This is a genomic window from Rhodococcus sp. NJ-530, from assembly GCF_003860625.1.
Lineage (GTDB): Bacteria > Actinomycetota > Actinomycetes > Mycobacteriales > Mycobacteriaceae > Rhodococcus_F > Rhodococcus_F qingshengii.
Genome location: NZ_CP034152.1, coordinates 330,553 through 353,588 on the forward strand (window position 1 = coordinate 330,553; position 23,036 = coordinate 353,588).

24 protein-coding genes and 3 tRNA genes are annotated in these 23,036 nt (G+C 63.3%); 16 read left to right on the forward strand and 11 right to left on the reverse strand.

Features of this window, described 5'->3' with window-relative positions; genetic code table 11:
• Positions 1 to 20: 20 nt before the first annotated feature.
• A complete protein-coding gene (locus tag EHW12_RS01515; protein WP_007731691.1) occupies positions 21 to 641 on the reverse strand; it encodes a LysE family translocator in 621 nt (206 codons plus the stop codon).
• A 426-nt stretch (positions 642 to 1,067) separates the two neighbouring features.
• Here EHW12_RS01515 and EHW12_RS01520 point away from each other — a divergent pair, with 426 nt between their 5' ends.
• On the forward strand, positions 1,068 to 2,051 hold the full coding sequence (locus EHW12_RS01520) for an alpha/beta hydrolase family protein (RefSeq protein ID WP_007731687.1): 984 nt from the start codon (positions 1,068 to 1,070) through the stop codon (positions 2,049 to 2,051).
• 8 nt (positions 2,052 to 2,059) lie between these two features.
• Here EHW12_RS01520 and EHW12_RS01525 read toward each other — a convergent pair whose 3' ends face one another.
• The 3 genes from EHW12_RS01525 to hisC form a co-directional block, all read right to left on the reverse strand.
• Entirely contained in the window at positions 2,060 to 2,929 is an 870-nt protein-coding gene (locus tag EHW12_RS01525; RefSeq protein ID WP_003943978.1) for an MYG1 family protein, read from the reverse strand.
• A gap of 37 nt (positions 2,930 to 2,966) precedes the next feature.
• Positions 2,967 to 4,661, reverse strand: coding sequence for a 5'-nucleotidase C-terminal domain-containing protein (locus tag EHW12_RS01530; RefSeq protein ID WP_007731686.1), 1,695 nt, complete (start codon positions 4,659 to 4,661; stop codon positions 2,967 to 2,969).
• 100 nt (positions 4,662 to 4,761) lie between these two features.
• Positions 4,762 to 5,838 carry a histidinol-phosphate transaminase gene (gene hisC / locus EHW12_RS01535; protein WP_007731684.1) on the reverse strand — a complete coding sequence of 359 codons (1,077 nt, stop codon included), beginning with the start codon at positions 5,836 to 5,838 and terminating at the stop codon, positions 4,762 to 4,764.
• A 61-nt stretch (positions 5,839 to 5,899) separates the two neighbouring features.
• Between hisC and EHW12_RS01540 the strand changes: the two genes are divergently transcribed.
• The 10 genes from EHW12_RS01540 to EHW12_RS01585 all read left to right on the forward strand — a co-directional run bounded on the left by EHW12_RS01540 (position 5,900) and on the right by EHW12_RS01585 (position 13,857).
• A complete protein-coding gene (locus EHW12_RS01540) occupies positions 5,900 to 6,619 on the forward strand; it encodes a dienelactone hydrolase family protein (RefSeq protein WP_003943860.1) in 720 nt (239 codons plus the stop codon).
• A gap of 96 nt (positions 6,620 to 6,715) precedes the next feature.
• Positions 6,716 to 6,807 (forward strand) — tRNA-Ser (locus EHW12_RS01545).
• Positions 6,808 to 6,889: 82 nt separating this feature from the next.
• A tRNA-Arg gene (locus EHW12_RS01550) sits at positions 6,890 to 6,962 on the forward strand.
• A 46-nt stretch (positions 6,963 to 7,008) separates the two neighbouring features.
• Positions 7,009 to 7,926: an AraC family transcriptional regulator gene (locus EHW12_RS01555; RefSeq protein WP_007731681.1), complete on the forward strand. Its 918-nt coding sequence runs from the start codon at positions 7,009 to 7,011 to the stop codon at positions 7,924 to 7,926.
• Positions 7,927 to 8,082: 156 nt separating this feature from the next.
• Positions 8,083 to 9,117 carry an iron-siderophore ABC transporter substrate-binding protein gene (locus EHW12_RS01560; protein WP_125050200.1) on the forward strand — a complete coding sequence of 345 codons (1,035 nt, stop codon included), beginning with the start codon at positions 8,083 to 8,085 and terminating at the stop codon, positions 9,115 to 9,117.
• Positions 9,114 to 10,157: an iron ABC transporter permease gene (locus EHW12_RS01565; protein WP_125050201.1), complete on the forward strand. Its 1,044-nt coding sequence runs from the start codon at positions 9,114 to 9,116 to the stop codon at positions 10,155 to 10,157. The genes EHW12_RS01560 and EHW12_RS01565 overlap by 4 nt, the downstream gene beginning before the upstream one ends.
• Positions 10,154 to 11,206 (forward strand): iron chelate uptake ABC transporter family permease subunit, encoded by a 1,053-nt coding sequence (locus tag EHW12_RS01570; RefSeq protein ID WP_125050202.1) that lies wholly within the window; start codon positions 10,154 to 10,156, stop codon positions 11,204 to 11,206. The genes EHW12_RS01565 and EHW12_RS01570 overlap by 4 nt, the downstream gene beginning before the upstream one ends.
• Positions 11,203 to 12,018 (forward strand): ABC transporter ATP-binding protein, encoded by an 816-nt coding sequence (locus EHW12_RS01575; RefSeq protein ID WP_125050203.1) that lies wholly within the window; start codon positions 11,203 to 11,205, stop codon positions 12,016 to 12,018. Before EHW12_RS01570 ends, EHW12_RS01575 begins: the two co-directional genes overlap by 4 nt.
• Complete coding sequence (locus tag EHW12_RS01580; protein WP_007731668.1) at positions 12,015 to 12,644, forward strand: pyridoxamine 5'-phosphate oxidase family protein; 630 nt, start codon at positions 12,015 to 12,017, stop codon at positions 12,642 to 12,644. Before EHW12_RS01575 ends, EHW12_RS01580 begins: the two co-directional genes overlap by 4 nt.
• Positions 12,645 to 12,678: 34 nt before the next feature.
• A complete protein-coding gene (locus tag EHW12_RS01585; protein ID WP_125050204.1) occupies positions 12,679 to 13,857 on the forward strand; it encodes a cation:proton antiporter in 1,179 nt (392 codons plus the stop codon).
• Positions 13,858 to 13,930: 73 nt separating this feature from the next.
• On the opposite strand, the gene EHW12_RS01590 is transcribed toward EHW12_RS01585, so the two are convergent.
• The 6 genes from EHW12_RS01590 to dcm all read right to left on the reverse strand — a co-directional run bounded on the left by EHW12_RS01590 (position 13,931) and on the right by dcm (position 19,673).
• Entirely contained in the window at positions 13,931 to 15,133 is a 1,203-nt protein-coding gene (locus tag EHW12_RS01590) for a DUF6461 domain-containing protein (protein ID WP_125050205.1), read from the reverse strand.
• 98 nt (positions 15,134 to 15,231) lie between these two features.
• Positions 15,232 to 16,476, reverse strand: coding sequence for a prolyl oligopeptidase family serine peptidase (locus EHW12_RS01595; protein WP_125050206.1), 1,245 nt, complete (start codon positions 16,474 to 16,476; stop codon positions 15,232 to 15,234).
• 79 nt (positions 16,477 to 16,555) lie between these two features.
• Complete coding sequence (locus EHW12_RS01600) at positions 16,556 to 17,245, reverse strand: DUF998 domain-containing protein (protein WP_116057428.1); 690 nt, start codon at positions 17,243 to 17,245, stop codon at positions 16,556 to 16,558.
• A gap of 10 nt (positions 17,246 to 17,255) precedes the next feature.
• Positions 17,256 to 17,660: a very short patch repair endonuclease gene (locus EHW12_RS01605; RefSeq protein ID WP_042921136.1), complete on the reverse strand. Its 405-nt coding sequence runs from the start codon at positions 17,658 to 17,660 to the stop codon at positions 17,256 to 17,258.
• Between the two features lie 10 nt (positions 17,661 to 17,670).
• A complete protein-coding gene (locus EHW12_RS01610) occupies positions 17,671 to 18,531 on the reverse strand; it encodes a hypothetical protein (RefSeq protein ID WP_054831521.1) in 861 nt (286 codons plus the stop codon).
• Positions 18,528 to 19,673 (reverse strand): DNA (cytosine-5-)-methyltransferase, encoded by a 1,146-nt coding sequence (dcm, locus tag EHW12_RS01615; RefSeq protein ID WP_030535749.1) that lies wholly within the window; start codon positions 19,671 to 19,673, stop codon positions 18,528 to 18,530. The genes EHW12_RS01610 and dcm overlap by 4 nt, the downstream gene beginning before the upstream one ends.
• A gap of 238 nt (positions 19,674 to 19,911) precedes the next feature.
• Between dcm and EHW12_RS01620 the strand changes: the two genes are divergently transcribed.
• A complete protein-coding gene (locus EHW12_RS01620) occupies positions 19,912 to 20,499 on the forward strand; it encodes a putative glycolipid-binding domain-containing protein (protein ID WP_073512852.1) in 588 nt (195 codons plus the stop codon).
• Between the two features lie 26 nt (positions 20,500 to 20,525).
• Here EHW12_RS01620 and EHW12_RS01625 read toward each other — a convergent pair whose 3' ends face one another.
• On the reverse strand, positions 20,526 to 21,500 hold the full coding sequence (locus EHW12_RS01625) for a prephenate dehydrogenase (RefSeq protein WP_125052510.1): 975 nt from the start codon (positions 21,498 to 21,500) through the stop codon (positions 20,526 to 20,528).
• 48 nt (positions 21,501 to 21,548) lie between these two features.
• On the opposite strand from EHW12_RS01625, the gene EHW12_RS01630 reads away from it, so the two are divergent.
• The 4 genes from EHW12_RS01630 (at position 21,549) to EHW12_RS01645 (ending at position 23,027) form a co-directional block, all read left to right on the forward strand.
• On the forward strand, positions 21,549 to 22,088 hold the full coding sequence (locus EHW12_RS01630) for a tRNA adenosine deaminase-associated protein (protein ID WP_003943823.1): 540 nt from the start codon (positions 21,549 to 21,551) through the stop codon (positions 22,086 to 22,088).
• Complete coding sequence (locus tag EHW12_RS01635) at positions 22,089 to 22,550, forward strand: nucleoside deaminase (RefSeq protein WP_125050207.1); 462 nt, start codon at positions 22,089 to 22,091, stop codon at positions 22,548 to 22,550.
• 138 nt (positions 22,551 to 22,688) lie between these two features.
• Complete coding sequence (locus EHW12_RS01640) at positions 22,689 to 22,880, forward strand: CsbD family protein (RefSeq protein WP_003943869.1); 192 nt, start codon at positions 22,689 to 22,691, stop codon at positions 22,878 to 22,880.
• Positions 22,881 to 22,936: 56 nt separating this feature from the next.
• Positions 22,937 to 23,027 (forward strand) — tRNA-Ser (locus EHW12_RS01645).
• The last annotated feature ends 9 nt before the right edge of the window (positions 23,028 to 23,036 follow it).

Sequence of the window (23,036 nt, forward strand, 5' to 3'; positions counted from 1 at the left end):
ACTCTTTTCCGATTGCCGTGTCAGCGCGCTTCGAGCGCGATCTTCGCTCCGAATCCTAGAAGAACTGTTCCGGTTATGCGCTCGAGTGCCTGTCGCACTCGGGGCTTTTCGAAGGTGCTACGCGCTCGCGAGAGAAGGACCACGTAGCCACTGAGCCACACGATGGTGATGGCTGCGTGGATGAGCACCAGCAATGCAAGCGACGGTCCCGTCGGCCACCCGGCCGGAACCAACTGCGGCAACAGTCCGGTGTAGAAGACGGCGATCTTGGGGTTGAGCAGGTTGGTGGTGAAGCCCGTCTTCCATGTCCCGGCCTTCTGCGATCGTGGAGCGTCGGCATTGTGTTGCATCCGCGACGTCCGGCTCTCCCACAGTGCTCGCACACCGAGATAGATCAGGTAAGCCGCGCCGGCGAGCTTGACGACGGTGTACGCCTCCGCCGACGCGGCCAGGATCGCCGAAAGCCCGAGGACGGTCAACAGACCCCACACCAGAAGGCCCGAGACGATGCCGGCCGCTACCCGGAAACCGGCAGATCTGCCCGCGCCGAGAGCAGCCTGCGTCACGACGGCCATGTCGGGCCCGGGGACCAGAGTCAGTAGGGCGAGCACAGCTGTGGCGGCGAGCAGAGCGGTCAGCATGCAACAAGTATGAAGTCGGGGTGGGGAGCATTGTCGGCCGGTGGTGTCGTGCCTGTGAACAAAGAGTGGCGCGGCGGTGTGAACTGCATGGACACGCCCGGAAACCGGCGTCTCGCGAGCCCTGTTCGACAAAGTTATGCACACTGTGGGGAAACGAATCGTTGCAGGTAGGAGGAATAACTCTGTTGTAATTCATCCTTTTGTCCACAGGTTATGCACAACTGGGAAGTGGATGTGAATGAAGTTATCCACACCTGTGTGTGCATCGGTGGAGAACTGTCCAACTCCATTGGATACCCGCGAGTAATAAATCCCAACCAGTGGGTTGACCCCGGGACGTTCGTCCTGTCCAATCGAGGGTCAGCGGTAGTCGTGCGATGCTCAGGGGGCGCTTGACGGATGCGGAGATTTGGGTTTGTCGGGATTGTGTTGGTCGTGCTCGCGCTTGTCGTGGGCGGAGTGGCGTATGCCGAACCGGCACCTGAAAACCCACCAGGAGATTCGGCCGGTCAGGCCGGGGCTCACATCAATCGCATAGAGCAGTTGTCGCCCACACGCAGTGCCGTGTTCGTCGAGTCGCCGGCCATGCGACGCGAGGTACAAGTGCAGGTTCTGCATCCAGCGTCGAGCGCCGGTTCACGTCCGTCCTTCTACCTACTCGACGGAGTCAGTGCCGGTTCGGAATCCGGATACTCCGAGAGCACCTGGACCCAGAAGACCGACATCGAAACGTTTTTCGCTGACAAGAACGTCAACGTCGTTCTCCCCGTGGGCGGCACCGGCAGTTTCTACACCAACTGGAAGAACGACGATCCGAACCTCGGTGTGAACAAGTGGGAATCGTTTCTCGCAGAAGAACTTCCGACGTTGATCGATTCTGCGTTTTCCGGAAATGGGACGAACGTGGTCGGCGGGGTGTCCATGGGTGCGCTCGGCGCGGCCAACCTCATCACACATCACCCGAAGCTCTACACCGGATTGGCCTCGTACAGTGGCTGTCTCGACAACTCCGAATCGTCCTCGCAGGACTCCGTACGGCTCACCGTGGCCAGCAAGGCGGGCGACGCCACCAACATGTGGGGCCCGGCGTCGGACCCCGACTGGCAAAAGCACGACCCGTCCACCAACGCGGAAACGCTGCGTGGGAAGACGATCTACGTGTCCTCCGGTACAGGTGCGCCCGGAGAATACGACAACGTCTTCACCCCGAGTGGACTGCAGACTGCCATCGAAGGCGGACCGCTCGAGGCGCTCGCTAATACGTGCACACAACTGTTCGAAGCGAGGTTGGGGGAGTTGTCGATTCCCGCAGTGTTCGCGTATCGGGACGACGGCACCCATTCGTGGCCGTACTGGCAAGACGCGCTTCACGATTCCTGGCCGACGGTGAAGACGGCGCTGGGAATGTGAGCTGAGAACTACTCGGCCAGTGCCAGTTCGAGCAATTGGAGGGCGCCGTCACGGGTCTGCGCAGCCGCGATGAACCCGGCCTTGTGGCAGAAGACCGAACTGTCGACGCCCGTCTGGGCGGCAAGATCCGAGCCGTTCAGGCCGCGCCACGGCTCCGGCAACAGCTTTCGTGAACCGAACTTGGAGTCAGCAGGCTTGACCGTCTGAATCGACCAGCCGCCGTTGGTGTTCGGGAAGATGGTGAACAGCAGCTCTGGCTGGGCCGACGCGGCGCGGCCGTGGGGAACGAAGCGTTCCAGCACGACGAAGCGCGGATCCGTTGCTTTTTCGTAGGTCTCGGTGAACTCGCGCTCGGCCGCCGCGTCGCCGGCATACTTGGCGCGCAGGCGAATCAAGACCTGGGTTGCGAGAACGACGGCCAGCTCGAACTGGGTGTCGAACTCCTCGTCGGTGGACGAGATCGGATTGAAAAGGTCCAGCACGGACGACAGATCAAAAGGCTTGGTGCCGTAGTCGTTGAGGGTGTAGATCTCTTGGCCGTTGTCGACGGCGTCGATGCCCTCGACCAGTCGGCTGTCGATACGGCGGAACACGGAGGCGTCGCCTTCACAGAACTGCAGGCCGTATTCCTGCCAGAGCAGACCGAAGGCGGAGTACAGGATGCCGTTGCTGCGCTCGCCGGCATCACGCTGGTGATGGTCGAAGCGCCCCTCGGCCGGGTTGTAGCGACCGCCGACGTCGAGCACGATGTCCGCGCTGTCGAGGACGGACTCGTCACGGCTGCGAACGACGGTGGCGTCGGGGTACAGCTGCTTGAGCAGCGATACGCCGAAGACGTCGTCTGCATGGAACTTGCCGTTATGGGTCGCGATGATCACCCGTCGAGACTAGGCAATCGAGCGCGGGGATGCCTAGTCAGCCGATGGTGCGGATGCGGTCGGTGGCAGGTGGCGAGACCGGCGACCCGGCTGCGAACAGGGCGGTCAAGGCGTCGAGGTCGTTGCCGGCACCGGTCATCTGGGTGGAGTTCTTCAGTGCGGTGAAGCCGTCCCCGCCCTCGGCGAGGAACTTGTTCACCACGACGCTGTAGACGGCGTCGGGCGCGATGTCCTGCCCGTTCAGACGCATTTCCGAGATTCGCGCGCCTGGTGCCGCCCGCCGGTCCAGGGCGTAGGTGAAGCCCGCGGACGGGGAGAGGATGCGCTCGGTAGCGGTGCCGTCGAGGTCGATCTGGAATTGCTGTTCGAGAGCGTCCTTCAACACCGCTCCTGTGACGGAGAGCACCTCGAGGCTGTTACCGAATGGCTGAACACCGTAGGCCTGGCGGTAGGTGACCTGGCCGGAAGTGCCGAAGTCCAAGTCCTCGCGCATTCCGCCGGGGTTCGTCAACGCTAGTTGGGCGCCTCGTGTCGATCCGGCGGCGAGTTGAGCGTCGGCGACCAGGTTGCCGAGTGTCGATTCGCCGCTGGGGACGCGGTCGCGTGTCAGATCGGCGGTAATGGTCCCCACCGGCCGCTGAGCGCTGTCCGACGCCTCCGACCAGGCCCGGTCGGCGAGAGCCTGAATATCGGGATCCGGCGAAATATCGTGTGTCACTATCTGATTGAACGCGGACGTCTGATCGCGAACGACCTCGCGTGTGTTGCGATCGATGGTGACGTCTGCGACGGACACGATCCGGCCGTGCGAAGCGCCCTGCATCACGACTCTGGGATTGCCTGCGGGATCAGGGAATTCGCAGTTGTACTGCTGGTGGCTGTCGGCGGTGAAGATGACGTCCACCTTCGGTGACGCACGAAGGGCGATGTCGCGGGCCGGCCCGGACTCGACGTTGCAGTCGTTGGGCCCACCTTCGACGGCCGGTTCGTCCCCACGGTGCAGGAGGACGGTGATGGCTTTGACGCCGAAGAAGTCGAGGACGTCGGCGGTGCGGTTGATCGCTTCGACCTCGTCGCCGAACTGCAGATCGGCGATCCCGCCTGGTGTCACGATCTGCGACGTGTTGGCGGGGGAAATCGCGATGACTCCGAGCGGAATGCCGTCGACCATGTTCACGGTGAAGGGCAGCGTGGCCGGGGTGCCGTTGGTGTACGTCATGTTCGCGGCCATCAGTGGGAAGTTGGCGCCGTCGAAGGACGGACTGAACGTGCACGCATCGACGGCGGAGCAACCGCCGGACTGCATGCGTCGGAACTCGGCGAGTCCCTTGTCCAGTTCGTGGTTGCCGATCGCGGAAGCGTCGATCTTCATCCGGTTCAGGAGTTCGACCGTCGGTTCGTCGTTGAACATCGCCGACTCGAGCGCCGACGATCCCCAGTTGTCACCGACCGAATACAGCAGCGAGTTGGTGGCCTGGCTGCGAAGTTGCGTCACGTAGGCCGCGAGATACGCCGCGCCACCTGCGGGAGTGAGCGAGCCGTCGGCCTGCCTGATCTCGCTGCGAACACCTTCCGGCGGGCGGAGACTGCCGTGCAGATCGTTGAACGCCAACAGACGTACCGACACCGTGTCCTGGGACTCTGCGTTGGCGACGCCGCTCAGGGAGGTCGCGGTGGTGGCGAGAAGGGTCGTTGCGAGCACGGCACACGTTCGTGTCATGCGTCGCGTCATGCGTCGTGCTCCCTCGCTCGGACCGGCCTCGAACCTCCCTGAGTGTGCCCGTCTGCCGAAACGAATTCCAGTCCTCGGCGTAACAGTTATGTATCGAGTGTCACGCGGTGACGCCGATGCCCGCGGCCTGCTTCGCGACGTCGGTGTTCGCGAAAGCGAGGAATGCGTCGTTCTCGTGTGGATCGCCGATGGTCATCCGGACGCCCTCGACGCCGTACTGGCGGATCAGAATGCCCGCTTCGGTACTCGCCTCGGCAAAAGCGGGAGAGAGCTCTCCGAGGGGGAGATAGACGAAGTTCGCCGACGACTCGGGGACGGTGTACCCGGCTTCGATCAGAGCGGTTCGAACTCGTGTCCGCTCGGCGATGACACCTTCGGTGCGGGCAAGCAGTTCGTCTGCTGCAGCCAGGGAAGCGATTGCGGCGGCCTGCGCGACAGCGCTCACGGTGAACGGGGTGTGCACCTTGCCGAGGGCCACGATGATCTCCGGATCCGCGACCGCGTAACCCACGCGGATTCCCGCGAGGCCGTACGCCTTCGAGAAGGTGCGCAGAACAACCACGTTGGGGCGGCTGCGGAACAGCTCGATGCCGTCGGCGTCCGAGCGTGAGTATTCGAAGTACGCCTCGTCGAGTGCGACGACGACGTGCGCCGGGACCGCGTCGAGGAAGCTCTCGAGCTCTGCCTTCGACAGTGCATTGCCGGTCGGGTTGTTGGGGTTGCATACGAAGATCAACCGCGTGCGATCCGTGATCGCGGCCAGCATCGCGTCGAGGTCGTGGCCGAAGTCCTCGGTCAGCGGAACCTTGACCGAGACGGCATGGCCGACCTGGGTGACCACGGGGTACGCCTCGAACGAACGCCACGCGTAGATGACCTCGTCACCCTGATCGCACGTGATCTGCACGAGTTCCTGGCACAGTGTCACGGAGCCGCAACCAGCGGCGACGTTGGCCGGCTCGACTTTCAGGAAGCTGGCCAGCGCCTCGATGAGTGCAACCGCAGCATTGTCCGGGTAGCGGTTGGCATTGGCGACCGCGTCGGCGACGGCGTCACGCACACCGGGCAACGGCCCTACTGTCGTTTCGTTGCTCGCCAGCTTGATCGCACCCGGAAAATTGCGTCCGGGAACGTAGGCGGGGATGGAGGCGAGGTCAGGGCGAATGTGTGCGGTCACGAGTCGATTATGCGCGCACCGATTTGGTGCGTAGCGGCCGTCTGCGTGTCAGAGTTAGAAGATGTCGGAAATCTTCCGAGCCACCGCGTATCTGCGCGGAGCCGAAGGGGAGGTCGCCACGGCTGTTCCGCTGACCGTGGTGGAGCCGGACGGCCCGACGCGGGGCGGGATCGTCGTCCTGCATGAAGCCCGGAAGTTCAGCCCGGCTCTGCTGAATCTGATGTGCGCGCTTGCCGGCGAAGGGTGGGTGAGCGTCGCACCTCACCTGTTTCACCGCGAACCCGAACACATGCAGGGTGAGGTGTTCGGTGACAACCTCTTCGCCGACTTCGACGCGACCCTCGATTGGCTCGTCGGACGCGAAGTTCTCGCAGACACCATCGGGGTGCTCGGATTCGACGACGCCGGTACCGCCGCGATGCTCGTGGCCACCAGCCGTCCCGTCGGCGCCGCGGTGAGCGTCGCCGCCCGGGGAATCGTCGAAGCCTTGTCGGTGGATGCTCAGGCGCTTGTCGACGCGGCCACTTCCCTGCAGGCGCCGTGGCTGGCGCTGTACGGCGAGGACGATCCCAGCACGCCTCGCGAACACGTGACTCTGCTCCGGGAAGCGACCGCGAAGGCCGACGTCGCGACACTGGTGGTCAGCTACGCCGGACTGGCTCACCGGGCGGACGAGCCGCCACAGCTGTCCGAGGACGCTGACCTCGACGACCCTGATTCGGCCTCGATCATCGAAGCTCAGACCCGGATCTTCGACTGGTTCGACAGCCACCTGCGGTAAGTCCACAAAACAGTCCGCTGACCACACGTTTTGCCTTTGGTGGCGAAGGGTGTGTAATCTTTCGATCCGGCGGTCCGAAAGGATCGGAACCCCCAGGGAGGCGTGCCAGAGCGGCCGAATGGGACTCACTGCTAATGAGTTGTCCCTTTTACGAGGGACCGGAGGTTCAAATCCTCTCGCCTCCGCCAAGCCGGTGATTTTGACCGGCGGGTTAGAAATGATAGAAATTACGACGGTAAGACACGCAAGACCAGCAAGACAACAGAACATGCGCCCGTAGCTCAACGGATAGAGCACTTGACTACGGATCAAGAGGTTAGGGGTTCGAATCCCTTCGGGCGCACAAGAAAGAAGGTCACAGACTTCAGGTCTGTGACCTTCTTTTTGTTGTGGTGCATACGCAATTCTTGAATGTGTGTGAGGTCACCTCGGCGATTTCGGGCGGTGATCCTCGCGATCGTGGGAACCGACAACCGATCCCCGCGACCTATGCTTTCTGCGGAGCAGCCACGCGAACCGAGGAGAACCCGTTGGAGACCGTCGACAGTCGGACGCTCCCGGTCTACTCGGCCGGGGCGGTCGAGGTGCCCTTTGTCATTGCGGGCATGGACGAACTTGTCTCCCGCGAGACCCGGTGGGATGCGCACTCGCACCCGACTCACGAATTGTTGTGGAACGAGCGGGGAGCGTCGAGCGCCACGGTGGGATCGCGCACGTGGACCATTACGCCGACCGTCGGTCTGTGGATGCCCGCCGGCGTCCTGCACTCGGCGATCGCGCCGGCCGGCACCTGGTATCGCGCCGCTCAGCTCGACATCGCATCGGTTCCTTCTCTGTCCGACGTGCCGGTGGCGATCGAGGTCACTCCGCTGCTGCGGAACCTCCTCGAGCGACTGGCAGACGAGTCACTCGGAGCTCCTTCGCGCTCGCTCACGGAGCAGATGGTGATCGACGTGCTGGCACCGTCGCCGAACGAGTTGCTGGTGCTGGTGCCGGACTCGCCACTTCTGCAACCCATCGTCGATGCGATCGGTGACGATCCGAGTGACATGCGAACGCTGTCCGACTGGGCAAGGCTCCTCGGTGTCAGCCCGCGAACCATCACCCGGGTATTTCGGTCGGAGACCGGGATGAGTTTCGGGCAGTGGGTCTCGGCTGTGCGCGCCCAACGAGCGGTGACCCTTCTTGCCCACGGCTTGGATCTACAAGAGGTTGCCGAGCGTGTGGGCTACCACTCGACCAGCGCATTCGGGGCGGCATTCCGGCGCACTACAGGCGCTACACCAGGGATGTTCCGGGCTAGCTGATCGGCCATCACACCTTGTCTCGATCGCTACATGGGGTGTCCCAAACACGCGATTGCGCCACATTACCCTCCCGTATACGGTTTAGGCAAACCTCACCTAAGTGCCTGATTGAGCCGGGTTGAGGGCCGTACCCCTTCTCGAGAGAGTTCTGTTTTCATGCGTTCAAAACGCTTCTTGGCGGTGGCCGCAGCAGCGGTCGCAGTCGCCCTCGGCGTGACAGCTTGCAGTTCCGACTCCTCGGAGACCGCCGACGGCGGCAACGCCGGAAGCGGATCCAGCTCCTTCCCCGTCACGATCGAGCACGCTTTCGGAACTACGACGATCGACACCAAGCCGGAGCGAGTTGCCACCGTCGCCTGGGCCAATCACGAAGTGCCCCTTGCTCTCGGCGTGGTTCCCGTCGGAATGGCAGCGGCGACTTTCGGTGACGACAACGGCAACGGAATGCTGCCGTGGGTCGAGGAAAAGCTCGATGACCTTGGCGCGAAGCCGCCGGTGCTCTTCGACGAGACCGACGGCATCGACTTCGAAGCCGTCTCCGATACGAACCCTGACGTCATTCTTGCCGCGTACTCCGGATTGACGCAGGAGGACTACGACACTCTCAGTGAGATCGCTCCGGTTGTGGCGTATCCCGAGGGGCCGTGGGCGACGTCGTGGCGCGACGTCATCAAGTTCAACAGCATGGGCCTCGGCATGGAATCCGAAGGGCAGGAACTGATCTCCACCATCGAAAAGGAGATCGCCGACGAGGTTGCCTCGCATCCGCAGCTTGCCGGCAAGGCAACCATGTTCCTGACGCACGTCGACACCGCTGATCTGAGCCAGGTCAGCTTCTACACGGCGAACGACACGCGCGCCGCGTTCTTCGAGGACCTCGGACTTTCGACGCCGAAGAGCGTTGCCGACGCCTCGACGGGTGGTGAGTTCTCGAAGAAGGTCAGTGCCGAGCGTGTGGACGTCTTCGACGACGTTGAACTGATCGTCACCTACGGTGACCAGGCGCTTGTCGACGCACTCAAGGCTGACCCGCTGCTCTCGCAGATGCCTGCCGTCGCCAACAGCGCGATCGTGTTCCTCAATGGAACCGGGCCGATGGGAACGGCGGCCAACCCGACTCCACTCGCAATTTCGTGGGTACTCGGCGACTACGTCGATCTGCTCGCCGGGGCCGCTGGAAAGTCGGAGTGACTGTAACCTCGCAGGATTCGACGTCGGGCGCTCGCGATACGCGGCGCCCGACGTTCGGCAATTCGCTGTGGTTGATCGCCCTTCTCGTTGTCCTCGCGGTGCTCATGTGCGCCTCGATCGTCATCGGCTCTCGTGAGGTCGATTGGTCCGACATCGTTGCCGCACTTGGCGGTTCCACCGACAATATCGGTCAGGGTGCGATTGCCAAGCGCATTCCGCGGACGGTGCTCGCGATCGTCGTGGGTGCTGCGCTCGGTCTTGCCGGCGCGGTGATGCAGGGGATCACCCGAAACCCTTTGGCGGATCCCGGAATCCTGGGCGTCAACATGGGCGCTTCGCTCGCCGTGGTGATCGGAATGGCGTGGTTCGGATTGTGGACCCAGACCAGCATGATCTGGGTGGCCGTACTCGGTGCAGCCGGGGCGGCATTGTTCGTCTACGTAGTCGGGTCACTCGGGCGAGGTGGAGCCACGCCACTCAAGTTGGCTCTTGCCGGGGCCGCAACATCGGCTGCGTTTGCTTCGTTCATCACTGCGATCATGCTGCCGCGAAACGATATTGCGGGCAACATTCGTTCGTGGCAGATCGGCGGCGTCGGTGGCGCGAGTTTCGAGGTGATCCGGCAGGGTCTGCCTTTCCTCATTGTCGGCTTCGTGATCTGTCTGCTGTCAGCGCGCAGTCTCAACTCTCTTGCGCTCGGCGACGAGGTTGCATCAGGTCTCGGCGAACGCGTCGCGGTGGTTCGTGCAGTGGCAGCGCTCGGTGCAGTGTTGCTCTGCGGTGCGGCCACTGCCATCGCGGGACCGATCGGCTTCGTCGGTTTGGTCGTCCCGCACCTGTGCCGGTTGTTGATCGGGATTGACAACCGTTGGCTACTACCGTTTTCTGCGCTGACAGGTGCCGCCCTTCTGGTCGCCGCCGACATTCTCGGACGAATTGTCGCCCGGCCGAGCGAAATCGACGTCGGCATCATCACCGCGCTCATCGGAGCGCCCTTCTTCATTTACATAGTCCGCCGTCAGAAAATACGTGAGCTGTGACCACTACATTCGTTACTCCCGAAGTCGAGGTCGACGCAGTCGGAGCAAGCCGTATCCGACGAGGTAGACGCCGCCGCATCGTGATTGCCGTGCTGATGGTCCTCGTCGTCGCCTCCTTCGCGGTCACTCTGATGGTGGGAAAAACCTTCTACTCGCCGTCAGATGTGCTTCGGGTCGTGCTGGGGGAGAACGTGCCTGGTGCCTCGTTCACCGTCGGCCGCCTCCGGCTGCCTCGCGCTGTCCTCGCTGTGGTCGCCGGAATCTGTTTCGGCTTGGGTGGCATCACGTTCCAGACGATGCTGCGCAACCCGCTCGCGAGCCCCGACATCATCGGAATCAGCTCCGGCGCAAGCGCTGCAGCGGCTTTCGCGATCATCTCGCTTTCACTCGGCGGTTCACAGGTATCGGTTTTTGCTATCGCCGTCGGTCTGGGCGTCGCAGTCTTGATCTACGTTCTGTCTTTCCGGGACGGTGTGGCGGGCACTCGGCTCATACTGATCGGTATCGGCATCGCCGCGATGCTCGACAGCGTCACCGCCTACCTTCTCAGTACCGCCGCCGCGTGGGATCTGCAGGAGACGATGCGTTGGCTCACCGGCAGTCTCAACGGTGCCAACTGGGGTTCGACGGTTCCCGTACTCCTGGCGCTGGTTGTCCTCGGACCGGTGCTGCTGAGCCAATCGCGCAACCTTTCGACCAGCCAGCTCGGTGACGACGCAGCACAAGCGCTCGGCGTCAGAGTGGAACGAACGCGCATTCTGACGATCATTGCGGCCGTCGGACTCATCGCCTTTGCCACTGCCGCTGCGGGGCCCATCGCCTTCGTCGCATTTCTGTCAGGGCCCATCGCCGCCCGCATCGTCGGTCCGGGAACACCACTTTTGATTCCGTCGGCGCTGGTCGGAGCGCTGCTGGTGCTCGTCGCCGATTTCTGCGGACAGTACGCCTTCGGCACCCGCTACCCCGTTGGCGTGGTGACCGGTGCGCTGGGAGCGCCGTATCTTGTCTACCTCATCATTCGCTCCAACCGAACGGGAGGTTCGCTGTGACCGAATCCCACTCTCTGACTGCCGAAAACCTCGAACTCGGTTACGGAGGACGGACCGTCGTCGAATCGCTCGACCTCGCGGTGCCGCCGGGAAAGATCACGACCATCGTGGGCGCCAACGCGTGCGGCAAATCGACACTGCTGCGGTCGATGTCGCGGCTACTCAGTCCCCGAAGCGGTCATGTTCTGTTGGACGGCAAGGATGTTCATCGCCTGCCTGCGAAGAAGCTCGCTCGCACGCTCGGTCTGCTGCCGCAGTCACCGATCGCACCGGAAGGGATAGTTGTCGCCGATCTCGTCGGCCGTGGTCGTCATCCACATCAGCGGGTGCTGTCGAGGTGGAGCCGCGAGGATGACGCAGCCGTCGCCGAGGCGCTTGCGGCCACGGACACAACCGGATTGGCCGAGCGATCGGTGGACGAGCTTTCCGGTGGTCAGCGCCAACGTGTGTGGATTGCGATGGCGCTCGCCCAACAAACCGATCTGCTTCTACTCGACGAGCCGACCACCTTCTTGGACGTGAGCCACCAGGTTGAGGTCTTGGACCTGCTCACCGACCTGAACCGGACTCGGGGTACAACGATTGTCATGGTTCTGCACGATCTCAATCTCGCCGCCCGCTACGCCGACTACCTCGTCGCCATGGCCGATCGCCGGGTCTACGCGGCGGGTGATCCTGCCGAGGTGCTCACGAGCGACAACGTCCGCACCGTGTTCGGTCTCGAGAGCCGAATCATCCCCGACCCCATGTCGGGTAAGCCGTTGGTGTTGCCGCTCGGGCGCCACCACGTGCTCGACGACGTGTCGACGTGACGGCGTCGAACGCCCCGGGCGGGCGGATCGAATCCGTGGAACAACTCAATGCGATTCTCGGACAGCCCCATCCGACGATCATGGAGAAGCAGACCGCTCACACGACTCCGTTGATCCGTGAATTCATCGAGCAGGCACGGTTTTTTGTGCTCGCGACATCCGATGCGGCCGGAAATTGCGACTGCTCGCCGCGTGGAGACCTGGTCAGTCAGGTTCTGTTTCCCGACGAGAAGACGCTCGTGCTCCCGGATCGTCCGGGCAACCGGCGCGCTGACTCGTACCGGAACATGATCGAGAATCCTCACGTGGGGATCCTCTTTCTCGCGCCCGGGCACGACGAGATCGTGCGCGTCAACGGCACGGCGACTCTGTCCACCGATCCTGATCTGTTGGATTCGATGGCGATGAACGGCAAGCCTGCACAGCTTGCGGTGATCGTGCAGATCGACGAGGCGTATCTGCATTGCGCGAGAGCAATTCTGCGGGCGAAGCTGTGGGATCCGTCGACGTGGCCCGCATCCGATGAGGTGCCGAGTCTGCGCGACATGATGGCGGAGCAACACAGCCTGCGCGTCGAGGACCTCGAACCCGCCAGACAAGAGGCGTACCGCAAGTACCTGTACTGAGCGCAGATCCGTCACCTATGTCCGATAATGATCCGTGCCTTCAATTGCCTCATCGCTGTTCTGGATCGCGCTGATCGCGGCCATCGCGCCGATAGTCGCGGGCCTGATCCCGCGTCGACTGGTTCCCGAAGTGGTGTTGCTACTGGTCGCGGGCGCAGTGGTCGGGCCGTTCGCCCTCAACATCGCAGCTGACAGCGAAGCGATCGGCATCCTGCGCGAACTCGGCCTCGGCATGCTGTTCCTGCTCGCCGGCTACGAGATCGACCGACAGGAACTCAGTGGGCGCGGCGGACGTCGAGCGCTCTACACGTGGCTGTTCTGCCTCGCGCTGGCGTTCACGGTGGTCGCGCTGCTTGGCATGAGGAACGTGATCTCCGCCGAAGCCGCTGTTGCCATCGCGATGACGTCGACCGCTCTGGGCACGCTGCTGCCGATCCTCAAGGACAACAAACTCCTCGACACACGCTTGGGTAAGACCGTCCTCAACCACGGGGCCGTCGGCGAGCTCGGGCCGGTCGTCGCGATGGCGGTGCTGCTGAGTGCCCGTGGTGCCGTGCTGTCGCTGATCGTTCTTGCCGTCTTCGCCTTGATCGCTGTCATCGTTGCGGTGCTGCCCGGCAAGCTGATTCACGAAGGCTCGTGGACACATCGCCTGGTGCGGGCAGGGGCGGACACGACGGCGCAGACGACGGTCCGCCTCACCGTTCTGTTGTTGGTCAGCCTCGGAGTGCTGTCGGCTGTGTTCTCACTCGACGTCATTCTCGGTGCATTTGCCGCCGGCTTCATCCTGCGGCGACTGATGCCAGAGGGCGACGAGCGCCTCGAGATCAAGCTCGACGGGACCGCCTTCGGGTTCCTCATCCCGATTTTCTTCATCACTTCAGGCATGGCGATCGACGTCTCGGCGGTCGCCGCCAGTCCCGGCATACTGATTGCGTTTTTGATCCTGATCGTTGTAGTCCGGGGCGTGCCGGTGTTCTTCGTGACCAAGTTCGAGAAGGTGGAGCCGCCCTTCACCACGCGCGAAAGTGCGCAAGTCGCGTTGTACGGGGCTACCGGCCTGCCCATGATCGTGGCGGTCACGGGCGCGGCCGTCGACGCGCATCAGATGTCCTCGGACAACGCGTCGATTCTTGTCGCGGCCGGGGCGATCACGGTTCTGCTGTTGCCGATGCTCGCCACTCTCTTGACGAAAAAGGAGAAAGTGTCCTGATTCAGAGATCCACCTGCTCGTCGAGCCAGTCGAACATCCGCTGATCCGTCAGACGCCTCGCTTGCTTCGATTATCAGGGGCCGGAGAAAAAGCCGTCGTCGACGTCGATACCGGTTTCCAGCGCCGATATCTCATGGCTGCCCGTTCGGTCCGCCCACCGCAAAGGGATCCCGGTTTCCGCGTCGAACGCCACCGTGGCATCACGGCCGGCCCAATCCGGTGGCATCGCGAATTCCCACGCTCTCCGCCCGTCGACCTCTACTTCCCGCCCTGTCGTGTCGGGTGGGCGTAGGTCGGCGAAAGGTGTGTACGGCCAGGTTCTGTGTATCTGGAGAAGTTGTTCGATATGGATGTCGAGACTGTATCCGCCGTTTCGTCGTTCGAGGACCCCGTCGGTGCGGAACCACGTCTGCTTCTGTCGGTTCTGCAGAAACAGCACTCCCTGCTCGTCTTCGAGACGGATGCAGGTGCGCGGCTTGAACCAGAATTCGAGTCGCACGGAGGGACGACCGCCGGGGGGTCGCCCGCGGAACATCACCCCATGTAGCGGAATCCGTTCCGCCGCTTTGTAACGTCGCGCTACCTCGCTCCACGCAGCGGGCGACTTTCGCGGAGAAGCCTCAGATGGCACATCTGCCGAGGGGGACTGTCCTGACTTGGGGACAACGGCCACCATAAATTGGCCTTCCACGAATAGCGAGGCGGGGACTGCGACGCCGGTGATCTGCTCGGCGAGAGCAAAGGCGCCCTCCAACGCATGCTCACCTGCATAGCCTTGGGCGTCATCGTCGATTCCGATTCCGCCGACATCGAGAATCAAATCCACCATCCGATCGTCCCCGACCACCGGGCTGGATCCGAAGAGTTCGAATTCAGCCACGCGTGTGCCGTTCGACCACCAGATGAACTGGCTGTCGGCATTGACGCTGAGATAGTGCGAAGCCACCTCGCGATCGGATAGAAGGGGCCGCATCAATTCTTCGGAGATAGCGAAGGAACCGCCGTTGATCTGCATCAACAGTGTGCTGTCGTCGCCCACCGCCGCGACTGCGACTACCTGCCCAGCCCCGGCTGTCTCGGGCTGTTCAGTGAGATCGGACATCACCTCGCCGAGTTCGGCGATCCCGATTGCATCCGATTGTGTGTTCTCGTCGGCGCCGAGGGCACTCAACACCTGTGCGGGAGTGGACCGAGGGATGAGTGCAGCGCAGTACCCGAGAGACAGGCTCGTGTTGAGGTACTGCTGAATCCACACATAGTCGTGATAGGTAGGCACACTCGCACGCTTCCACAGATCGATACCCGACGAATGCCGAACTCCATCGAGCGCACAGCAAATACGCCATCATTCGATCGTTGATTCGAGGGCCTGATTCAGAGATCCAACTGCTCGTCGAGCCAGTCGAACATCCGCTGATCAGTCAGACGCCTCGCCATGGGCTGGCAGTGGAAGTTCGCGCCCTCGGCAGCGGTGAAGGGAACCACCGTCGTCGGTCCGCCGGCGAGGGCGGCAAGCCGCTTGGATTGACCAGGCCAGAATTGCTCGTCTTCCGGATCGGTGATGAGCAGGGGAGTGGAGATCGAGCCGGCGACGTGTTCGAGGTGGTACTTCCGAACCTCGGCGAGAGTGTTGTAGTAGCCGTCGGCGAGGTACGGACGCGCTCGGAAACGCCAGATTCGGGCGCTGTCCTTGGAGAATTTCATTCCCAGCCCTATCGCCATGTCGCGGTCGAAGGCCTCCGACTTTCCCTCGTCGAGTAGCTTCTGCATGTTCTTGGGGATATGGGCGAGCCACGACGCGGCCACGTCCACGACCCCCGGATCGGCGATCGCTGCCGCGATCCGATGCTCGAACGCCAACGACTGCGGCACCCAGTACCCGCCCTGACTGATCCCGTACATCGCCAGCTTCGACGCATCGACGTCCGGCCGGTCCACGAGATAGTCGACGACGGGGGTGATGACGGCTTCCCAGTCGTGACGGAACGGGATGTTGCGCTCGAAGAGCATCGACTGCTGACCGGGACCGTCGAACATCAACACGTTGTAGCCCCGCTCGAGCGCCCCGGCACCGCCGCTGCCCCACAGCCCGCTGATCGGGCCGTCGCTACCGTTCACCATGATCAACGTCGGCCGTCGCACGTCCCCGGGCGGCCGGAAGAAGTACCCGGGCAGGTAGGTGTCCTCGTAAGGGATCCGGACGCGTTCGACGGGCTGGGAGGTGGTGTCGACGAAGCGGTCCCACGCCTGTCGGTGACGTTTGAAAGTGGGGACCAGAACCGAATCGTCGCTGAGACCGTCGACTGCGTTGATCGCCACACCGAAGTACGACGCCGCCCGCAGGTACGCGTTGGACGCGCTTCGCGAATGCCCGGCCTCGGCTGCCTCATCGGCCTGCCCGAATACCCGTGTGCCGAGGTCGAACCAGGCCTCGTACCAGCCTTCGAGGTCCTTCTCGCCGACGTGAGCGATGGCCGAGAGCACTTCGCCGGTATCTGCCGCGCCGAAGGTGGCTTGCCCGAGAACGACTCGTAGCTCGAAGTCGAAGGACTCGTTGCGATAGAAACCAGCAGTGAACGCCTGGTGCGGATGGGCGAAGAACGACGACGCGAGAGACATGGGCACACCTTCGCTAGTTCGGGGCAGCCATTTTCAGTTGTAGTTCCAGGATCGCCCGAATCGCTTGCCGGAAAACCTGTCAGCGCGGCGACGCCGGGAGCCCGGTGGATGGCGGCCTCGACATCGCAAATGCCAGGGTGCACAACCACAACGACATTCCCAGCACCTGCGCACGTTGAGCGATACCCAGTCCGAGATTACCGCCGCCGGAGACTTCGATGCTGTTGGTCGTCAACATCCACACCGTCGCAAGGGAAGTCAGGATCAGAATGGTCAGACCCGTCGTCCGCAAAGAATGGTGCTCGCGATACCTGAACGCTCCCACGGTGAATGCGATCATCGCGGTGAAGATCGCGAAGACCGCCACGCTGCTCGTCAACGCGTGAACATGGTGGAGCTGCGGAAGTAGACCGTCGGGTGCGCTCGACGGGCAACCCTCGCCCGAGCATTCGAGGGGGAACGACGCGTCGGCGATGGTCGCGATGCCGAACACCGCCAGCGCAATCCAGCCCGTGACGTAGAGCCTTCGCCGGGGCGTGATCAGCAGACCCAGCGCTCCGGAGATCAACATCAAGATTGCGGACAGGACATCGGCGTTACCGAAGACATCGCGGTATTTCTGGTTCTCGGCATCGAGTTCGCTGAGGAACGATGTCACCGGGTCGAGGCCGGTGTCCAGGAAGAATTCGAGAATCCACGACGAGTAGACGATTCCGCCCAGAGCCAGCGCAGCCACCAAACCCCACCGCGCAACGTTGCGTTCCTTCACGAAATCGAGCTTACGGACCGAGCAGGGCTTTCTGGACGCGTTCGGCCGCTACCAGCGGATCTTCGTGCTCCCAGACGCGGATGACGGTCCAACCCTGCTCTGCCAGACGTGCATCGGTGTCGCGGTCTCGAACCACGTTGGCGGCCAACTTGTCCGTCCACCACTGCGCGTTGTTCTTGGGAAACGTCGCATGCTGCGGGCAGCTGTGCCAGAAGCATCCGTCCACGAACACCGCGACTTTGCGGCGTGGGAATACCAGATCGGCCCGTCGGCGAACACCTTTGACAGGCGCCCGATCCACGAAGTACCGGAGTCCGCGTCGATGCAGCTCGCGTCGAAGTGCGATTTCGGGTTTGGTGTCGCGCCGACGCTGAGCGCTCATCCGAGCGCTGGTGGCAGGATCCGTCGCAGGCACCGTGGTTCTCTCAGCCGTCGGAATCGTCGCTGTCTTCGGGATCGGACCAGGTAGGCGCAAACCTGTTGCGACGCTCCACTTCACCGTGCACGACGGTCACGAAGTCGGTGAACGAGAGCGTCTGAGCTTCGGTGGGGCGGCCGTTGCGCGGCGGCGGTTCGTCGACGTCGAAGAACCGGACTGCACCATCGGGTTCGTAGAGTCCGATGTAGACCTTCTCGAAGAGGTCGTAGCGGGTGTCCTCGGCGCCGAGATCCACCCAGGCCTTTCCGGGAACGCCGACCACCGCGCGCTTGCCCCGGCCCGAGCGCTTCGAGAGCGTCGTGACGTGGTGTGCAAAAGAGGATTTGCCGGTGTCGCTGGTCTTGGTCGGGTCGCCGTCGTCGCACGTGGCGTACGGCTCGAACATGACGGCGACCAACACGCTGTACGGCTGACGCTGATGCAGAACCATTGCCTCGCCACGCAATTCGTGGTCGTTGCGGACTATGTTCTTGGTCCACCGTCCCAGCTTGCCGCTGCGGGGACTGTAGTCCTGGAAGTTGTACGTCTTGATGGAGACGCAGAGGATCAGGCCGAGAGTGGGGTCGAGTGCCTTGACGTCCAAGCGCTTTCGGCCCTTGGCGACATCGACTGTTGCCTCCTGGCCTTCACCGGACGCCGTCGGGGTGATGTTGGGATACAGCGGACGCAGAGCGTCGGCCACCGTCTGTGCCAGTTGATTGGACAGTCGCTGGGCGTAGTTCTTCTTCTCGCCGCGATCGGCGTCGGCCGGGGGCTTGTCGCCCGCGAGTTGCAGTGCACTCCACAGTGGTTCGTGTTCCGGTTCGGAAAACAGCGTTTCAGGTTCGGGGAACAGCGAGTCCGTCATGCTGCGGCCTCGGGGTATCCGCCCATCCGCTCGAGATGGCTTTCGACGTCCTCGATGAAACCGGGGATGAACCGAAGATTACCCATGCGTGCGCGCTTGAGGAAGCCGGCGGTGGCCCGAGCCGACAGCAACCGCGTGTCTTCGAGGAAGCCGCTCAGATCCTCGTAGTCGTACTGGACCGGCCAGGTCGAGGTATGGACGCGGAAGGCCTGGCGGTTACGGCCCCAGGCCGCACTCGGCCAGGCGTCGCCCGGTTCGAGTGGCGTCTCGCCCGCGGCGTCGTATTCGATGGGATCGCTCAACCGGCCACCGACCCACGACGCCATCCGCACGCTCACGGCATTGCCGACGAGCTTCCAGCGATGGCTGTGGCGTAGGCCGGGAACCTCGACGGACGGCAGCGTCCAGTCGGGATCGAAACCCTGCAGTCGCTCGGCATCGACTAGACCGGGAGTGACGATCTCACCTGACGGCAACCGGACTGCCGGCTGACTGGGGATGCCGACGGACGAGCCGCCCTTGAGCGTCGGCACGGCATTGACGGCCCATCCGAGACCGCGAGTGCCTTCGGTCCAGTAGAAGCCGCAGGGGTAGTCCGCGGGATCGCCACCCAGGCGCTCGCCGGCGTCCTGGCCGAACAGGATTTCGCGGGGATCGTCTGTGCGCGAGGCAAGCATGATGACTCGCTGGCGACGCTGGGGGAGTCCGAAGGCGCGGGCGTCGACCACCCGGTACGCCCAGGTGTATCCGAGGTCTTCGAGGGCGTCGGTGATGTGCCGCATGGCGGCGCCCTTGCCGAGCTGGAGCATGAACGGAACGTTCTCGATCAACAGCCAGCGCGGGCCCTTCTTACGCTTGACCAGACGGAACACCTCGTCCACCAGGCCTGAGCGTGCGCCGGTGATGCCTGCCGTTTTGCCGGCCTGAGAGAGGTCCTGGCAGGGGAAACCGGCGGCCACCAATTCGATGTCACTGGGCAGCGCGCGAAGTTTGGTGACGTCACCGTGCAACGGCACGTCGGCGAAACGCGAACGGAGAACTGCCTGCGCGCCCGGATCGATTTCACACAGCAGTTCGGTGTTCCACCCATGTTCCGAGAGCCCCAACTCGAGACCACCGATACCGGCAAACAAACCCACCATGCTCCGCGACGACGTCACAGCACCCTTCCTCACGAACCGACCTAGAAGCACGGTACTCGAGAACTCCGACACCGTTTGCCAACTATTCGGTCCGCGGCGTGCTCCTTACGGAAGAACCGTTGTGAAACGCCTTACATCGAGATCTTCGGGGCCGATCGAAGTCCCTAAAAGGTCCCTGATCGAAGCAATAACCCGAACCAGCGGTGCTCCGTGCCCGTTCGTCCATTACCGTGGTCGGGTGAGCATCCAACCTTCCGGTGACGCGTCCTGGCCCGCGGTATTGACCTGGCAGGCCCACAACGCTCCTCGTATGGAGTCTGTTCGTGTGCAGCTGAACGGAAATCGCATCAAGGCTTCCGGCCGGATCATCGGTGGAGCCTGCAGTGAGCACCCGGCATTCAGCGCGTCGTACGACCTGGTCACCGACGAGGCCGGCATCACCCGCCGGTTGTCCGTGCGGACCGCCCTGGCCGCCGGTGAGCGTCAGATGTCGATCAGCCGGGACGAAGAAGGCACCTGGATGGTCGAGAACGGCGCCAGTCACCAGCGCTCTGCGTTCGATGGCGCACTCGATGTCGACGTGATCCTCAGCCCGTTCTTCAACACGCTGCCCATCCGCCGCGTCGGCTTGCAGAACGACATCGAAGACGCCGAGGTGCCGGTCGTCTACGTAAACCTTCTCGACCTGCGCGTCGAGGGTGCGACCATCACCTACAGCTCCGGCGCCGACGGAATCAGTGTGCTGTCCCCGGTGTCCAGCTCGACGTTGTCCGTCGATACCGAAGGCTTTGTCCTCGACTACCCGGGTCTGGCAACTCGTATCTAGGTTTCGTATCTCTAGGTTGCGTAGTTCTAGGTTGCGGATCGCCGGATGACGCCGCCGCGTCGACCGGCGTCTCGCATCCGGTTGATCCAGTCGGGTTCTCCGGCCTGAACGTCTTCGATGTCCCACCGCTCGTGCGACTCGTAGGCGCCGCGCGCCGCGAACCCTGCGTCCACCAATCGTGCCGTCGAGCCGTTGTCGAGCAGATCGGTACGTGCGCCCTGCAAAAGGTCGAGCGCCTCGTCCAGCGCGACCAGCAGGGCGTCGCGGTTGCCCTCGCACATCGCCCGCACCAGGCCAGGAGCGCTCCCGGCCACGCGGGTGCCGTCGCGAAATGACCCAGCAGCCAGCCCGAGAGCCAGTTCGCCGCCGGCAGCTCCGGTGATCGCAAGCGTTTCCGCGAGCAGGTGAGGCAGATGCGAGATTCGCGCGACTGCTCGATCGTGCTCGAGGGATTCGGCCGGCACTACCACCGAGCCGCAGTCGAGCGCGAGGTCGGCGACCTGCGACCACACATCTGCGTCGACGCCGTTGTCGGTGGCAACAACCCATACCGCGTCGACGAACAGATCGGCATCCCCGACCGCCCAACCCGAAGCTGACGTCCCCGCCATCGGATGACCGCCCACGAACTTGGCGCTCAAGCCCGCTCGTTCGACCGCGGCCTTCACTTCACCCTTGACGCTGACGACGTCCGTGATCGGATTGTCGGGCGCATGCGCGGCGATTGCCTCCAAGGTGGCGTCGACGGCAGGCATCGGCACGGCGATCACAATGATCGCGCCGCTGTCGTTCGCTCTCTGCAGCACTGAAACCAGATCGGTGTCGGCGTCGAAACCGTCGGCTCGGGCCGCGTCGGCGGACTCGCTGGAACGGTTGTAACCCCACGCCCGGCGGCCGGATCGGACGGCGGCGCGAAGTAGCGAACCGCCGATCAATCCGAGGCCGAGAACGCAGACTGGTGGGGCGGAATCGATCGCAGACACGAGTTCAGGTTGGCACATCGATGCTCGGACTTCACTCACTGGCACCAGGCGGGCTACCGTTGCGCCATGGGTGCACAGCGCGCGGGTAACAAGAGCGCCTCTTCGAACCAGTCGGAGGAGCTTGAAGGCTTCGGTGTCGCGGTGGTCCGTGAAGAGGGGCGTTGGACGGTCAAGGCACTGACGCCCGACGCGTTGACCTCGCTCTCGGCCGCCGAAACGCAGCTGCGTGAGCTGCGAAGTTCGGGTGCCGTCTTCGGTCTTCTCGACGTCGACGACGAGTTCTTCATCGTGTTGCGTCCGGCGCCGTCGGGCACGCAGTTGCTGATTTCCGACGCGACCGCCGCCATCGACTACGACATCGCAGCCGACGTCCTCGACGCCTTGCACATCGAGATCCCCGACATCGACCCGGACGACCTCGACGATGTCGAACCCTGGGAAGAGGGCGATCTGTCCGTGCTGGCCGATCTGGGCCTGCCGGAACCCGTGCTCGCCGTCATCGCGGCCGAGACCGATCTCTATCCGGACGAGCAGTTGGGGATGATCGCGCAGCGACTCGGGTTCGCATCCGAGTTCGGCGCAGCGCTCGACAAGCTCCCGCGCTAGATGACTCTCGCTGACGACCAGCGCATGATCCGTGCGGCCATCGTGGCCGCACGTTCCGCCTCCGACGCCGACGTCCCGGTCGGGGCAGTGGTGTTCGACGCAGACGGCGTCGAAGTTGCTCGGGCCTCCAATGCCAGGGAAGACTCGTCCGATCCGACCGCGCACGCCGAAATCCTCGCGTTGCGTGCTGCCGCAAAAACCTACGGTGACGGCTGGCGCCTGGAAGGTGCGACGCTTGCCGTGACCCTCGAGCCATGCACGATGTGTGCGGGCGCTCTGGTCCTCGCCCGGGTTTCTCGGGTCGTTTTCGGGGCGTGGGAGCCGAAAACCGGAGCCGTCGGATCATTATGGGACGTAGTTCGAGATAAAAGATTGACCTATCGGCCGCAGGTGCGCGGCGGGGTCCTCGAGGACGAATGCGCTGGGCTTTTGGAAGATTTCTTCCGCGAGCAGCGGGCCTGAATTCGGTATTCCCCATCGAGAGTGATCGCACACTCGGGTAGCCGGATCCATCAATCGAGGGCATGGTGGAGGCAGATGCCGTCAGGGCATCGGCGGATCGTCGGAAGGCGATTCGTTCGCGTTCACAGAGGAGTACTCATGGGAATCGCAGACAAGGCTCAGAACAAGGCCGAAGACCTCGGGGGCAAGGCCAAGGAAGCTGCTGGCAGCGCTACCGGTGACCGGGACCTCGAAAACGAAGGCAAGGGCGACCAGGTGAAATCGGCCGTCAAGGATGCAGGCGAGAAGGTCAAGGACGCCGCTTCCAGCATCAAGGACAAGCTCACGTAATACCGCTCCACCTGGCGATTTCAGCCACGGGCACTCCATCCGGTAAAGTCACCAACGGTGGCGTGTCCGAGCGGCCTAAGGAGCACGCCTCGAAAGCGTGTGACGGGTAACCCCCGTCCGAGGGTTCAAATCCCTCCGCCACCGCCAAAGCTCCCC